At 66.8% G+C, this 14,779-nt stretch carries 15 protein-coding genes; 8 read left to right on the plus strand and 7 right to left on the minus strand.

The genetic code is table 11. The features are described 5' to 3' along the window. A complete protein-coding gene (locus ACSQ3D_RS19260; protein ID WP_436127955.1) occupies positions 1-1,695 on the minus strand; it encodes a tetratricopeptide repeat protein in 1,695 nt (564 codons plus the stop codon). A 46-nt stretch (positions 1,696-1,741) separates the two neighbouring features. After that, on the minus strand, positions 1,742-3,121 hold the full coding sequence (purB, locus tag ACSQ3D_RS19265) for an adenylosuccinate lyase (RefSeq protein WP_056411172.1): 1,380 nt from the start codon (positions 3,119-3,121) through the stop codon (positions 1,742-1,744). Between the two features lie 132 nt (positions 3,122-3,253). On the opposite strand from purB, the gene ACSQ3D_RS19270 reads away from it, so the two are divergent. The 8 genes from ACSQ3D_RS19270 (at position 3,254) to ACSQ3D_RS19305 (ending at position 10,903) form a co-directional block, all read left to right on the plus strand. After that, the gene (locus ACSQ3D_RS19270; protein ID WP_056171236.1) at positions 3,254-3,868 is read left to right on the plus strand and encodes a glutathione S-transferase N-terminal domain-containing protein; all 615 of its coding nucleotides are present in this window, start codon (positions 3,254-3,256) and stop codon (positions 3,866-3,868) included. A 94-nt stretch (positions 3,869-3,962) separates the two neighbouring features. After that, complete coding sequence (locus ACSQ3D_RS19275; RefSeq protein WP_436127956.1) at positions 3,963-4,712, plus strand: TetR/AcrR family transcriptional regulator; 750 nt, start codon at positions 3,963-3,965, stop codon at positions 4,710-4,712. A gap of 303 nt (positions 4,713-5,015) precedes the next feature. Then, positions 5,016-5,636, plus strand: coding sequence for a TRAP transporter small permease (locus tag ACSQ3D_RS19280; RefSeq protein WP_436127957.1), 621 nt, complete (start codon positions 5,016-5,018; stop codon positions 5,634-5,636). A 46-nt stretch (positions 5,637-5,682) separates the two neighbouring features. Further along, positions 5,683-6,963: a TRAP transporter large permease gene (locus ACSQ3D_RS19285; protein WP_056411165.1), complete on the plus strand. Its 1,281-nt coding sequence runs from the start codon at positions 5,683-5,685 to the stop codon at positions 6,961-6,963. Positions 6,964-7,052: 89 nt separating this feature from the next. Continuing rightward, positions 7,053-8,057: a TRAP transporter substrate-binding protein gene (locus ACSQ3D_RS19290; RefSeq protein ID WP_056171242.1), complete on the plus strand. Its 1,005-nt coding sequence runs from the start codon at positions 7,053-7,055 to the stop codon at positions 8,055-8,057. Positions 8,058-8,114: 57 nt separating this feature from the next. Next, the gene (locus ACSQ3D_RS19295) at positions 8,115-9,023 is read left to right on the plus strand and encodes a shikimate dehydrogenase (protein ID WP_056411161.1); all 909 of its coding nucleotides are present in this window, start codon (positions 8,115-8,117) and stop codon (positions 9,021-9,023) included. A 39-nt stretch (positions 9,024-9,062) separates the two neighbouring features. Continuing rightward, positions 9,063-9,974 carry a 4-hydroxyphenylpyruvate dioxygenase gene (locus tag ACSQ3D_RS19300; RefSeq protein ID WP_436127958.1) on the plus strand — a complete coding sequence of 304 codons (912 nt, stop codon included), beginning with the start codon at positions 9,063-9,065 and terminating at the stop codon, positions 9,972-9,974. A gap of 23 nt (positions 9,975-9,997) precedes the next feature. Next, positions 9,998-10,903 (plus strand): sugar phosphate isomerase/epimerase family protein, encoded by a 906-nt coding sequence (locus ACSQ3D_RS19305; RefSeq protein WP_436127959.1) that lies wholly within the window; start codon positions 9,998-10,000, stop codon positions 10,901-10,903. A gap of 146 nt (positions 10,904-11,049) precedes the next feature. Here the strand turns inward: ACSQ3D_RS19305 and ACSQ3D_RS19310 are convergent, their stop codons facing one another. From ACSQ3D_RS19310 to ACSQ3D_RS19330, 5 genes are read right to left on the minus strand one after another with little or no spacing between them, the layout of a single operon-like run. Then, positions 11,050-11,538 (minus strand): nuclear transport factor 2 family protein, encoded by a 489-nt coding sequence (locus ACSQ3D_RS19310; RefSeq protein ID WP_436127960.1) that lies wholly within the window; start codon positions 11,536-11,538, stop codon positions 11,050-11,052. Then, positions 11,535-12,317, minus strand: a complete 783-nt coding sequence (locus tag ACSQ3D_RS19315; RefSeq protein ID WP_056411156.1) for an SDR family NAD(P)-dependent oxidoreductase — start codon at positions 12,315-12,317, stop codon at positions 11,535-11,537. The genes ACSQ3D_RS19310 and ACSQ3D_RS19315 overlap by 4 nt, the downstream gene beginning before the upstream one ends. Beyond that, the gene (locus ACSQ3D_RS19320) at positions 12,314-12,865 is read right to left on the minus strand and encodes a DUF3833 domain-containing protein (protein ID WP_436127961.1); all 552 of its coding nucleotides are present in this window, start codon (positions 12,863-12,865) and stop codon (positions 12,314-12,316) included. Before ACSQ3D_RS19320 ends, ACSQ3D_RS19315 begins: the two co-directional genes overlap by 4 nt. After that, entirely contained in the window at positions 12,862-14,190 is a 1,329-nt protein-coding gene (locus ACSQ3D_RS19325; protein WP_436127962.1) for an MFS transporter, read from the minus strand. Before ACSQ3D_RS19325 ends, ACSQ3D_RS19320 begins: the two co-directional genes overlap by 4 nt. Beyond that, the gene (locus ACSQ3D_RS19330; protein ID WP_436127963.1) at positions 14,187-14,756 is read right to left on the minus strand and encodes a chalcone isomerase family protein; all 570 of its coding nucleotides are present in this window, start codon (positions 14,754-14,756) and stop codon (positions 14,187-14,189) included. Before ACSQ3D_RS19330 ends, ACSQ3D_RS19325 begins: the two co-directional genes overlap by 4 nt. Positions 14,757-14,779: the final 23 nt, after the last annotated feature.

A 14,779-nucleotide genomic window follows, 5' to 3' on the forward strand; every position in this document is an offset into this window, starting at 1 on the left:
TCAGCGGGTTCCTTCAATAAATACTTTCACATCAGCCCCGTTGCTCCGACGCTTCTCAATGAAGTATCGTGCGGGGAAACTCCCCAAACGCGCAGCATTTTGCAGTGCTTGTTCTGCTTCAGGGTGATTCAGGGCATGAAGCGCGCGAAATCGCTCAAACCAGATTCGGGGTGCTTCGTCGGGGCTGAGGCGTTCAGCAGAATCCAGATCATGAATTGCATCGCCGGCACGACCTGCCCTGGTCAAGGTTGAAGCGCGTGCAATGTAGAAGCTGGAGTTTTTTGGACTCAGCTCAATCGCCTTGCCGATGTCCGACAGCGCTCCTTCGACATCACCGGTTTGAAACCGCTCGTTGCCGCGGTTGAAAAAGATGCGACTCGCTCCTGCAACTGCATTCGTCGGTAGCTTTGCCGCAGCGTCTTCCCAAAGTGCAGCACGCGAAGAAAAACTTTCAAGCCTATCTTGAGATTGCACAAATAGCAGAGGTATTGCAACCACTGCCACTGCAAATATCCAGCGCCGCGCGAGGTGCCGGGCCAGTGCGGCAATTGTGGCTGCATATCCGATGGCCCAGATGTAGCTACGGTAAAGCACATAAGGTTCTTGGAAACGCACAAGGCTGAACTCAACCATGAACAGCAACGCGCTGAATGCGAGACCAAACGTAAACAAGCGGTACTTCCCAGTCAAAAGGGAGAGCGCAATAGCCCCAGAAGGAATCGCCGCAAACACCGCAAGTTGCAGCCAAGCGCGCAGGGGAGTCCAAGGCTCGAGAAAATCGACCCTCAAGTCCACCGACATTCGAGTGGTGGAGGGCACTAGCCACTGCACCCAATATTGGAAATAAAGTTGCGCCTGCGTATATGCAGAAAATAGCCAACGATCCCATCTTCCTTTGAATACGGGTATTCCGTAGATTTCCCCTTGCAAGTCGCTCAGTTTAGGCTCATAGGGCTGACCAACGAATCCTATCCCAACGCTGAGCACCAGTGCCACTGCAGGTAAATTTGCACATACAAATGCGGCACAGATATACACTGTTCGCCGATCTATCCGGTCCAAGAGCAGAACAAGAGACAACGCTGCAAATGGAACAGTCACAGAATGTTCTTTGCAAAGCATTGCCAGGGATGACATCAATGCCGACCGCATAGCCATCACTAAACTGCCCTCTTGCAGTGCAGTAAGCAAGTAGCGCAAACTGACCAATGAGAACAGCGTGGCCATGACCGTGGTGCGCTGAATCAGATAACCGGCGGCGTACACAGCCACCGGGTGCACAATGAATATAACGGCCAGTCCTGCTGCAACCGCGCAGGCTTGGTGACGGGCGGCGACGATAGGCACCGCTCGATTCATATCCAGAATAAGCATCTGCTTGATCAGCCGATAGAGCTGCCAAGCGACCAGAATATGCAACACCAAGCTGATCAGCCGATGCGCCTCCATTCTTCCATATTGCGTTTGCACCCAACCGAGGGTGAAATACGGCAACGAGCGTGTAACTAGCTCCCAAGGCTCTATGGCCGCAGTTGTGAGTCTCGACGAAAAGAACAGGTTACCGTCGTCAAAGACGAACGGATTCTGAAGATACGGGCCGTACAAAGCTGACCCGACGCCCGAAATAGCAAGAATGACAAGAAGCGTAAAAACTGATTCTTTAGACCAACGCCCCCCCACAAAAGGCATAGTCATAAAGTCGTGCGCTCGCTGGAACTGCTCTGCCGCATACAACCCGTCACTACACTCTGCGGGCCAGCTCCGCCGCCTTGCCTGTGTAGCTGCCCGGCGTCATGGCCAGCAGGCGTTCCTTCTCCGCCTCGGGAATCTCCAGCGAACGGATCAGGCCGTGCAGGGCCTCGGCCGTCACCGTCTTGCCGCGCGTGACTTCCTTGAGCTTTTCATACGCGCCCTGCACGCCAAAGCGGCGCATCACCGTCTGGATGGGCTCGGCCAGCACTTCCCAGGCCGCGTCGAGGTCGTCGGCCAGGTTTTCTTCGTTCAACTCGAGCTTGTTCAGGCCCGCCAGCAGCGAGGCGTACGCCAGCGCCGCATAGCCCAGCGCCACGCCCATGTTGCGCAGCACCGTGCTGTCGGTCAGGTCGCGCTGCCAGCGGCTGATCGGCAGCTTTTCCGACAGGTGGCGCAGCAGCGCGTTGGCCAGGCCCAGGTTGCCTTCGGCGTTCTCGAAGTCGATGGGGTTGACCTTGTGCGGCATGGTGCTCGAGCCGATCTCGCCGGCCTTCAGGCGCTGCTTGAAGTAGCCCAGGCTCACATAGCCCCAGATGTCGCGCGACAGGTCGATCAGGATGGTGTTGGCGCGCGCCACGGCGTCGAACAGCTCGGCCATGTAGTCGTGCGGCTCGATCTGGATGGAGTACGGCTGGAAGGTCAGGCCCAGGCCCAGCGGCTCGGGGGTCTCGATGACCTTCTTGCTGAAGGCTTCCCAGTCGAAGTCGGGCCAGGCGGACAGGTGAGCGTTGTAGTTGCCCACGGCGCCGTTCATCTTGCCCATGATCTTGACGCTGGCGATGCGCTCGCTGGCGGCCTGCAGGCGCATGACCACGTTGGCCATCTCCTTGCCCACCGTGGTGGGGCTGGCCGTCTGGCCGTGGGTGCGGCTGAGCATGGGCACGTCGGCGTAGGCGTGCGACATCTCGCGCAGCTTGAGCACGATGCGGTCCAGGCCCGGCAGCACGACCTGGTCGCGGCCCGAGCGCAGCTGCAGCGCGTGGCTGGTGTTGTTGATGTCTTCGCTGGTGCAGGCGAAGTGCACGAACTCGGAGGCTTTCTCCAGTTCTGGGCGCGCTTCGAACTTGCTCTTGATCCAGTACTCCACGGCCTTCACGTCGTGGTTGGTGGTTTTTTCGATCTCCTTGATGGCCGCAGCGTCGGCTTCGGAGAAATTCTTGATCAGGCCCAGCAGATAGGCGCGTGCGCCGGTGGTCAGGGGCTTGAACTCGGCAAAGCCCGCGTCGGACAGGGCGATGAACCAGGCCACCTCGACCTGAACACGGCGGTGCATGTAGCCGTGCTCGCTCATGATCGGGCGCAGGGCGGCAAGTTTGCTGGCGTAACGGCCGTCAAGCGGCGACAGGGCGGTAATGGTGGACAGGCTCATGGCGCGCAATTGTAGGTGTTGGGCCAGTGTCACGGCTTTGCCACACCTGCGGCCCGCCCGGCGGTGGTGCCAAGGCGCAGCCGATAGAATCAAAGTCGATTGTTCAGACTACCGCGCACTGGAAGCCACACCATGAAATTGATCGGAGCCACTGCCAGCCCTTACGTCCGCAAGGTGCGCGTCGTGATGGCGGAAAAAAAGCTCGACTACCAGTTCGTGCAAGAGAACGTCTGGGCGGACGACACCACCATTGCCACCTCCAACCCGCTGGGCAAGGTGCCCTGCCTGGTCATGGAAGGCGGAGAAGCCGTCTTCGACTCCCGCGTGATCGTGGAGTACCTCGACACCCTCTCGCCCGTGGGCAAGCTCATCCCCAGCCAGGGCCGCGAGCGCGCCGAGGTCAAGACCTGGGAAGCCCTGGCCGATGGCCTCGTGGACGCCGCCATCCTGGCGCGCCTGGAAGCCACCTGGGCCCACCGCAAGGACAGCGAGCGCAGCCAGCCCTGGATCGACCGCCAGCTGCGCAAGGTGAACGACAGCTTGAAGTCCATGAGCCAGGGCCTGGGCGACAAGCCGTTTTGCAGCGGCATCCACCTGAGCCTGTCGGACATCGCCGTGGGCTGCGCCCTGGGCTGGCTGGAGTTCCGCTTTCCCGAAATCGCCTGGCGCGCCGAGTACCCCAACCTGGCCAAGCTGCTCGACAAGCTCATGCTGCGCCCGAGCTTCGCTGACACCAAGCCATCCTGAGCCTGCGCGTGCATTGGCAGGCCACAGCCGTGCCTTGGCGCCGTGGCCGTGCCGCCCTGGAGACATCCAGGGCGTGCCGTATGCTACGAAGCTTATGAACGAGATGGTTCAAAAACCGAACAAGCCTGGCAAGCCGGCCACGGCCGTCAAGGCCGCCAAGGCCACCACCCCCCGTGCCGCACGGCAACGCGCAGCCCGCGCCGCCGCCGCCACGCCGGGCGCCGACCGGGTGCGGATCAACGACCCGGACCGCACCATGGCCAACATCCTGCAAGTGGCCACGGCGGAGTTCGCGGACAAAGGCCTGGCGGGGGCCCGCATCGACGAGATCGCGGCGCTCACGAACACCAGCAAGCGCATGATCTACTACTACTTCGGTAGCAAGGAAGGCATGTACGTGGCGGTGCTGGAAGACGCGTACCGCCGCATCCGGCGCATCGAGTCGGAGCTGCACCTAGAAGACCTCGCGCCCGAAGAAGCCCTGCGCACGCTGGTGGGCTTCACCGTCGACTACCAGCTGGCCAACCCCGACTTCATCCGCCTGGTGATGAACGAGAACATGCACCGGGGCGAGTTCATCAGCCGCTCCACCACCATCCAGGAGCTCAACATCCCGGTGATCCACGCGGTGCGCGACGTCTACCAGCGCGGCGTGGCCAGCGGCGTGTTCCGCCCCGACGTGGACCCGGTGGACCTGCACATGTCCATCTCGGCGCTGTGCTTCTTCAATGTGGCCAACCAGCACACCTTCGGCGCCATCTTCAAGCGCTCGCTGGACTCCGCCGACGCCACGGCAGCACGCCGTGCATCGATCATCGAGATGATCGTCCGCTTCTTGAAGTAAGCCCCCCTGAGGCGCTGCGCGCCATCCCCCCGAGGGGGACGCACCCGGCGCAGCGGGGCGGCCCTTGCGCGGGTGCGCTGGCGATGGCGATGGCGCTGCGGCGGTTGCGCCGGCCGTGCGGCTCGCTCAGGCTGCCCCCGCCCTCCGTTCCCGTTCCCGTTCCCGTTCCCGTTCCCGTTCCCGTTGCCGTTCCCGTTCGTCATTCTTTATGGCACTCCCCGGTCCAGGGTTTGCACCTAGATCAAATACTAACCAGTTCGTACAAAATTATTTACCGGCATCAACGACAAGAACGGAGACACCATGTTTGCACTGGCTGACCGCGTGCTGCGGGGCTACACCCGCGCCCTGGACGCCCTCGCGGGCCTGTGCCTGGCCATCATGGTGGTGCTCGTCTTCGGCAACGTGGTGCTGCGCTACACCTTCAACTCGGGCATCACCGTGTCCGAGGAGCTGTCGCGCTGGCTCTTCGTGTGGCTGACCTTCATGGGCGCCGTGGTGGCGCTGCGCGAACACGGCCACCTGGGCGTGGACGCGATGGTGGCCCGGCTGCCGCGCCTGGGCAAGAAGATCTGCCTCGTGCTGGCCCAGGTGGCCATGATCTACGTGTCGTGGCTGCTGCTCACGGGCAGCTGGGCGCAGACGGTCATCAACTGGGAGACCGAGGCCCCGGTCACCGGCGCGTCGGTGGGCATCTTCTACGCCAGCGGCGTGCTCATGGGCGCCTCGGCGATTGCCATCCTGCTGCGCGACCTGCTGCGCACGCTGTTCCTGCCGCTGACCGACCGCGAACTGGTCATGGTGCAGGAAAGCGAAGAAGCCGCCGCGCTCGAGCAGATCCAGCGCGACGTACAGCAAGCCGATGCCGCTGCCATGGCGCAGAGCCTGGACGGCCGCAGCGCGCCGGGCTCGGGCAAGCCCTGAATACGTGTTCACGCCCTGAGAACAAACCGCCCGGAGCACTCTTTCCATGACCGTCGCAATCTTCCTCGGCTCTCTGCTGGTGGCCATGGCCATCGGCATCCCCATTGCCTACGCGCTGCTGCTCAGCGGCGTGGCGCTGATGTGGCACCTGGACCTGTTCGATGCCCAGATCCTGGCGCAGAACGTGATCAACGGTGCCGACAGCTTCCCGCTGCTGGCCGTGCCCTTCTTCATGCTGGCCGGCGAGATCATGAACGTGGGCGGCCTGTCGCGCCGCATCGTCAAGCTCGCGCTGGCCCTGGTCGGCCACATCCCGGGCGGCCTGGGCTACGTGGTCATCATGGCCGCCGTGATTTTGTCGGCCGTCTCGGGCTCGGCCGTGGCCGACGCGGCGGCGCTGACCTCGCTGCTGCTGCCGATGATGGTGGTCGCAGGCCACAGCAAGGAGCGCTCTGCGGGCCTCATCGCCTCGGCCGGCGTCATCGGCCCCATCATCCCGCCGTCCATCGGCTTCGTGATCTTCGGCGTGGCCGCCAACGTGTCCATCAGCAAGCTGTTCCTCGCGGGCATCTTCCCGGGCCTGTTGCTGGCACTGTCGCTGGCCTTCACCTGGTGGTGGGTGGGCCGACGCGAACACGTCACCCCGCCGCCGCGCGCCACGCGGGCTGAACTGAAGGTCGCCCTGCGCGAGGCTGGCTGGGCGCTGGGCCTGCCGATCATCATCCTGGTGGGCCTGCGCATGGGCGTGTTCACCCCCACCGAGGCCGCCGTGGTGGCCGCGATGTACGCGCTCGTCGTCTCGATGGTGGTGTACCGCGAACTCTCCTGGCGCCAGCTCATCGTCATCTTCAAGACGGCGGCCCGCACCAGCGCCGTGATCATGTTCCTGGTGGCTGCGGCCATGGTGTCGGCCTGGCTCATCACCGTGGCAGACCTGCCTGCCAAGGTCATCGGCATGCTGGAGCCCTTCATGGGCAACCCCACGCTGCTGCTGATCGCCATCATGGTGCTCGTGATGGTGGTCGGCACGGCCATGGACATGACGCCCACCATCCTCATCATGACGCCCGTGCTCATGCCGGTGGTCAAGGCCGCAGGCATCGACCCCGTGTACTTCGGCGTGCTGTTCATCATCAACAACTCCATCGGCCTCATCACGCCGCCCGTGGGCACCGTGCTCAACGTGGTGGCCGGCGTGGGCCGCATCTCGATGGGCCAGGTCACGCGCGGCGTCATGCCGTTCATGCTGGCGCAGTTCATCGTGATGTTCCTCATGGTGCTGTTCCCCTCGCTCGTCACCGTGCCCATGCGCTGGCTGGGCGGCTGATACGCCCGCCAATCCGAGCATTCCACGCACACCGCGCAACCCTTTTCCGTCGTCGTTTCTGCACCGCCCAAAAACCCAAGGAGACATCCATGAAACTCTTGAAGACCCTGCTGGCCACCGCCCTCGTCGCCGCATCGCTGCTGCCCGCCGCACACGCGCAGGAGCGCACCATCAAGTTCGCGTTCCAGAACCAGAAGGACCACCCGCAGGCGCAGGGCGCACAGAAGTTCGCCGACCTCGTCGCGGCCAAGACCAACAACCGCATCGCGGTGAAGCTGTTCCCCGGCGGCACGCTGGGCGGCGACCTGCAGACCGTCTCGGCCCTGCAGGGCGGCACGGTGGAGATGACGGTGCTCAACGCCGGCATCCTGTCGGCCCAGGCCAAGGAGTTCGGCATCTATGACTTCCCGTTCCTGTTTGCCTCGCCGCAAGAAGCCGATGCCGTGACCGATGGTCCCTTCGGCAAGAAGCTGCTCGACAAGCTGCAGGCCAAGAACCTGGTGGGCCTGGGCTACTGGGAGCTGGGCTTTCGCAACGTGACCAACAGCAAGCGCCCCATCACCAAGGCCGAGGACATCGCGGGCCTGAAGATCCGCGTGATCCAGTCGCCGATCTACATCGACATGTTCAACGCGCTGGGCGCCAACGCCGTGCCCATGCCCTTCCCCGAGCTCTACACCGCCATGGAGCAAAAGGCAGTGGACGGCCAGGAGAACCCGGTCTCCACCATCCTGTCGTCCAAGTTCGCCGAGGTGCAGAAGTACCTGACCATCACGCGCCACATGTACAACCCGCAGGCCGTCATCGTGAGCAAGAAGTTCTGGGACAGCCTGAGCCCCGCGGACCAGAAGGCCGTGACCGAAGCCATGGCCGAGGCCACCACGTTCCAGCGCGGCGTCTCGCGCGTGCAGGCCAACGTGGCGCTGGAAGACCTCAAGAAGGCCGGCATGCAGGTCACCGAGTTCCCCGCTGCAGAGCTCGACAAGCTGCGCGCCAAGGTCAAGCCCGTGGTCGAGAAGCACAGCGAAAAGGTGGGCGCCGAAACCGTGAAAGAGGTCTATGCGACGCTGGCCAAGCTGCGCGGTACCAAGTAACACGCTACCTCCACCCCGTGCGCTGCGCGCTGGCGCAGCGCACCCAAGCCTATCCCCATGAGCACCCTGCTCTCCGATCCCCCGACCGCTCCCGCAAAGACTGCCATGCCGCCCCTGAGCCCCCGCAAGGTACTGATCGGACTGATCGGTGCCGGCATCCAGAAGTCGCTGTCCCCCGCGCTGCATGAAGAAGAAGCGCGGCACCACGGCATGCGCCTGCACTACCAGCTCATCGACCTGGACCGCTCGGCCTCGTCGGCCGCACAGCTGCCCACGCTGCTGTCCGCCGCGCGCATCATGGGCTACGCGGGCTGCAACGTCACCTACCCCTGCAAGCAGGCCGTGATCCCGTACCTGGACAGCCTCTCCGAAGAGGCCCAGGCCATGGGCGCGGTCAATACAGTCGTGATCCGCGATGGCCAATTGGTGGGGCACAACACCGATGGCTCGGGCTGGGCGTGGGGGTTCACCCGCGCACTGCCCCAGGCCGACCTGTCGCACGTGGTGCTGCTGGGCGCGGGCGGCGCAGGCGCTGCCATTGCCCACGCCGTGCTGCGCCTGGGCGCGCAGCGCCTGAGCATCGTCGATGCCCAGCCCGAACGTGCGGCGCAGCTGGCCGCCGATGTGAACGCCCTGTATGGCGCACGCGCCCAGGCTGCGGACCTGCCCACCGCCATGGCCAGTGCCAGCGGGCTCATCCACGCCACGCCCACGGGCATGGACAAGCTGCCCGGCCTGCCGCTGGACGTGGGCCTGCTGCGCCCCGCGATGTGGGTGTCCGAGGTGGTGTACTTCCCGCTCGACACCGCGCTGGTGCAGGCCGCACGGGCCCTGGGCTGCCGCGTGTCCGACGGCGGCGGCATGGCCGTGGGCCAGGCCGTGGGCGCGTTCGAGCTGTTCACCGGCGAAGCCCCCGACGCTGCGCGCATGGACGCGCATTTCCGCCGCCTCGTCACCGCCCGCTGACGCCCCTGCGCGCGCGGCACAACACAAGGAGTTGAACCCATGAGCACCCCGATGATGGCCGCCCGCGAAGCGCTGGGCGACATGCCCAACCCCCTGGGCCTGCAGGGCGTCGAGTTCATCGAATACGCCACCAGCCGCCCGCAGGCGCTGGGCCAGGCCCTCGAACGCATGGGCTTTCAGCCCGTGGCGCGCCACCGCTCGCGCGAGGTGCTGCTGTACCGCCAGGGGGATATGAACATCATCGTGAACGCGCACCAGGACGAGGAGCGCACCGGCGTGCACGCACCCGCAGCGCTGACCGAGCACCCGGTGCTCACCGCCGTGGCGTTCCGCGTGGGCAATGCCGCCGCGGCCTACCGCCGTGTGCTGGCGCTGGGCGCGTGGGCCGTGCACACCGAGGTCGAGGTGATGGAGCTCAACATCCCTGCCATCCATGGCGTGGGCGCCAGCCGCATCTACTTCGTGGACCGCTGGAAGGATTTTTCCATCTATGACGTGGACTTCGTGTCCATCCCCACAGTGCAGCCCTCACCGACGGCACTGTCGCCTGCGATGCAGGGCCTGCACCTGTTCGGCGTGGTGCAGTACATAGGCCTGGGCCGCGCGCAAGACTGGGCGCATTTCTACGGCGAGCTGTTCGGCTTTGCCGAGCTGTCGCCCGACACGTCGTTTGGCGTGCTCACGCACGGCCGCATCCTGGCGAGCCCCTGCGGCACGCTGCACTGGCAGCTCATCGAGCCGCTGGTGGATGCGCTGGACGCCGACCCCGAGGAGCTGCTGCAGCGCGTGGCCTTCGGCACGCCCGACGTGCTGGCCACGGTGAATGCGCTGCGCGCACGCGGTGTGGACTTCGTGGAGTCGCCCACCGGCGTGCACACCGAGTCACGCGGCGCCCTCACGCGGGCCGAAGCCGGTGCCCCCAGCTTCGAGCTGGTGCTGGACCAGCGCTGACCCCGCACCGGAGCCGAGCCGCCATGCGCACATCCACCATGCAACGCAACGTCGCCGATTTCGGCATGGACACCATCAGCCTGGCCGGCCCGCTGGAGGCCAAGCTCGCCGCCATCCAGGCCGCAGGCTTCGGCCAGATCATGCTGGCCGCCCGCGACATCGTGGGCCACCCCGAGGGCATCGAGGCCGCCGTGCACGCGGTGCGCAGCAGTGGGCTGCGCGTCACGGGCTTTCAGGTGCTGCGCGACTTCGAGGGCCTGTCGGGCCACCTGCACAGCTACAAGGTGGACATCGCCAAGCAGATGATCCTGATGGCGCGCGACCTGGGTGCGCCCGTGCTGCTGGCCTGCAGCTCCACCTCGTCGCACGCCACGGCCGACGCCGACGCGATTGCACGCGACCTGCGCAAGCTCGCGATGCTGGCGCTGCCGCACGGCATCCGCATCGCGTTCGAGGGCCTGTCGTGGGGCCGGCACATCAACGAGGTGCACCAGGCCTGGGCCGCGGTCGAGCAGGCCGACTGTCCCAACCTGGGCCTGGCCATCGACTCGTACCACCAGTTCGCCACCAGCACGCCGCTGTCGGCATTGAGCGACGTGGACCCGGAGAAGATCTACCTGGTGCAGCTGTCGGACTTCATGTGGCAGGAGACGCGCACGGTGCAGGAGCGCATCGACACCGCCCGGCACTTTCGGGTGTTCCCCGGCGAGGGCGTGCACAGCCAGGCGCTGGCCGAACTGGTGCGCACGCTCGACGGCATGGGCTACCAGGGCGATTACAGCTTCGAGGTCTTCAACGACGACTACCAGCAGCTGCCGCTGCCCTTCGTGGCGCGGCGTGCGTGGGACAGCGCGGTGTGGCTGGCCGAAGGCGTGCTGCAGCGCGCGGTGCCGCTGCCCGGCCACTCGCGGCTGCGGGCGCGGGGCTGACCGCTATCAGCCCCGGCCGTGCAAGGGGGTCTGCATGGGGCCGTTCAACCCCGGCCGTTCGGGCTGAGCCTGCCCAAGCCCTGCGCTGCGTGCGGGCTGGCACTGCGCGAACGGTGAACGATGGGTGTTGTTGCAAGCGGAAGCCATCAGCTGTTCGCGCGCCGCTTGAGCCAGCGCATCAGCCCACCCACCACGGGCAGCTTCTCGTACAGCTCTTCGGCCGCATCCCAGTAGTCGCGGTGCAGCGTGACCAGCCCCCGGCTGTCGAACACCAGGTGCGACGCGCCCCGCACCGTCTGCTGCACGCCCTGGTGGAAATTGCGGAACGCGAACACGAAGTCCCACGTGAGAAAGCACTGGTCGCCCTGCACCACCTGGCCGGTGACGACGAAGCGCGGCGCCTGCAGCGACGTGAACATGTGCTCGAAGATGCCCTGGATGGCAGGCACGCCCTGCACATCGTTGAACGGATCCTTGAACCGCGCAGCCGGTGCGTACAGGCGGCCGATGTGCGCGACATCGGCGGGGGACAGCTGCTCGAAGAACGCCACGACGCGGGCCACGGCCTCGGGTGTGGCGGTGGGCGCGCCGCCGGTGGTGACAGGCGGTGGAGGGGGCGAGAAACTGATGGTCATAGTCCCGTGAAGCGGCGCACCGCTGGAAAGTAGCAACCATACGGCAGCAGCCGCAGCGCCTTCATCACGCGCGTGAAGCGCTTGGGGAAGTGGATGTCGAACTGGCCCTCTCCCCACCCCTGCAGGATGGCGGCGGCCGCCGCGTCGGGCGTGATGAGTGCGGGCATGCGAAAGTCGTTTCCCGCGGTGAGCGGCGTGGACACGAACCCGGGGTTGATCACGCTCACGCCGATCCCCAGGTCGTGCAGGTCCAGGTACAGCGCCTCCGCCAGGTTGATCAGCGCGGCTTTGGTGGGCCCGTAGGCCAGGCTCTTGGGCAGGCCCCGAAAGCCCGCCACGCTGCTGATGACGCTCAGGTGCCCCGGCTGGCCGCGCGCGGCGGCGGCCAGCATGGCCGGCAGCACGGCGCCCAACACGTGCAGCACGCCGGTGTAGTTGGTCTGCTGGTGGCGCAGCATGTCGGCCAGGTCGAACTCGGTGGCGCGCATCTCGCGGTAGGTGCCTGCGCAGTAGCACACCAGGTCCACTGCGCCGCCGGCCAGCACCTGCGCGGCCACCTCCTGCACCTGCTCGGGCGCGGCCACGTCCAGGGGCCACGCCTCGCTGCCGGGGTGCTCGCGCACGAACTCCTGCAGCGCCTGGCCATCGCGGGCCGAGACCACCACGCGCGCACCCCGCGCATGCAGGGCCGACGCCGTGGCCCGGCCGATGCCGGTGGAGGCGCCGATGAGCCAGGCGCGGCGGCCGTGCCAGTCGCGCTGGGGCGGGTTCAGGCTCATGGCGCGCGCTTGGTGAAGGACAAGGTGATCTCACCCAGGCGCACGCCGAACTTGCTCATGGTGGCGCGGTTGAGCATGACGCGGTCGTCCATGAGGTACATCCAGTCGTCCAGGTCCACGTGGTAGACCTTGCCGTCCACGGGCAGGGCCAGCGTGTAGTTCCAACGAAAGGCGTTGCCGCGCGTCTGGCCTTTCGCCTCGCCGATCACGTCGTCCGCCGTGCCGGTGTAGCGCCCGTCCGCAAGCCGCGTGAGGCGCCAGACGCGCCGCTGCGTGGTGCCGTCCGAATACGTGAAGGCCTCGTCCAGCACGCCCTGATCACCCGTCCAGGTGCAGACCATGACCACGGTGAAGCGGCGGACGATCTGCCCGCTGCGGTCCTGGAAGATGCCGTGGGCGTCGATGGTGCCGTTGAAGTAGCGGGCCAGGTCGAGCACCGGCTTCTCGCTGGCGTAGCCCTCGAGGTTCTGGCTGGCGCAGCCCGCCAGCAGCACGGGGCTGGCGGCGGCCGCGGCGGCGGCGAGGAGGTGGCGTCGGTTCAGTGTCATGGGGTACCTCGCAGGGGAAGGGCTGCGCCCGCCGGGAGGCGGCGCAGGATCAGGGCATACAGGGCCACGGCGGCCATCAGCTTGAGCGCGCAGGGCAGGACTGCGTAGGCCAGGCTCAGGGTCTGCAGGCCGGCCTCGCTGCGGGTGCCGGGCGCGTAGCCCAGCGCGCCGAGCAGCGGCAGCGCCAGGCCCGCGGCCAGGGCCAGATTGAGCTTGGTGGCCAGGTTCCACCAGCCGAAGTACGCGCCCTCGTGGCGGCCGCTGTCGCCTTCGGCCGCGATCACGCCGGCCAGCAGCGCACTGGGCAGGGCCAGGTCGGTGCCCAGCGCCACGCCCGAGAGCGCGCACACCAGCGCAAACGGCCACACATCGCCCGCGCCCAGCAGCGCCGTGCCGCTGAACGCCGCGATGGCCAGCAGCATGCCCGCCAGCCAGGTGCGTGCCAGCCCGAAGCGCGCCACGGCGCGCAGCCACAGCGGTATCGACACCGCGGCGCACACGAAATAGATGCCCAGGAACAGGGGCTCCTGCGCGGGCGGGGCCTGCAGCAGGTCCTGGATGAAGAACAGCACCAGCGTGGCCGGGATGGCGCTGGCAATGCCGTTGAGCACGAACACGGCCAGCAGGCGCCGAAACGCCGGGCGCTGCCACGGGCGCCACAGCGCGGGCTGTGGTGCTGCGTGCGCCGGCTGCCACGCCGCAGCGGCGTGGGTGGCCGGCCGGGGCGCCCGGCTCCAGGCCCACCAGCCCAGGCCCAGCGCCAGCGCGAACACGCCCAGCATGGCCGGCAGCCCCGCCAGCGCGGGCAGCAGCGAGGCCAGCACCACGCCCACCAGGGCCGCGCCTTCGCGCCAGGCCACGATGCGGCTGCGCTGCAGCTCGTCCCCACCCAGGCGCGCGCCCCACGACTGGTGCGCGATGCCCAGCTGGCTGTAGGCCAGGTAGGTCACCACCAGTGCCGCAAACGCCCAGGCGGTGAGCGCAGGCGCCCCCTGCACCGGCGGAAAGAACAGCCCCGTGAGCCCCAGCGCCATCACGACCGCCGACACGGCGCCCACCGCCAGCACGGCGCGCGCGGAGCGGCCGAACAGGTGGTCGGAGAGCCGCCCCAGCAGCGGGTCGGACACGGCATCGAGCAGCCTCGCCGCCAGCAGCAGCCCGCCCAGCGTGGCCAGCGGCATGCCGAACTCGCGCGCATAGTGGTTGGGCAGCAGCACGTACAGCGGCAGCGCGACGAACGCGAGCGGCAGGCCCAGCAGGCCATACGCCAGGCCCTGCCCGGCGCGCAGCGGCGACTGCAGGGCTTGCGGGGCCTGCGGGGTCACGGGGGCGACCCTGCGTTGCGGGGCGAGGCGATGAGTGCCTGGCGCAGCGCCGGCTCCGACGTCTTGGGCGACAGCCAGATGCCGAAGAACAGGCGCGCGAACTCGGCGTCGGGCACCTCGCCCACCACCCGCCCGCCCATGCGGAACACCGCGCCTGCACCGGGCTGGTAGACGCCCAGCAGGCGGTCGCCGGGCTTGACGTCCGGCAGTGCGGCCTGCAGCGCCTGCTGCCAGCGCGCGGCCTGCTCGGGGGTGAAGCTGCCCACACGGCGCATCTCGTCGAGCGAGCGCTTGGCGATGGCATCGGCCGAGAAGCCGCGGTGGTAGGTCAGCTCCAGCGCCAGCGGGTGGGCGGCGTAGTCGCTGGCGTCGAACCCGGGCGCGGCCCACAGGCGCGCACGGTACACATCGAACCCCAGAAAGCTCAACGTGCCCTGGCCCACCAGGCGGGCGCCAGACAGCGGGCCGGCCGCCTCGGCTTCCAGCGCGAACAGGGGTTGCGCATAAAAAATGGCCGTACCGCTTGCCAGGCAAGCGGCAATAGCTATGTTTTTAATAGCGTTCATCGGTGTGCCTCCGGGGCTGGCCG

The organism is Acidovorax sp. LjRoot117 (assembly GCF_964252695.1).
In the GTDB taxonomy this organism is placed as follows: domain Bacteria; phylum Pseudomonadota; class Gammaproteobacteria; order Burkholderiales; family Burkholderiaceae_C; genus Acidovorax.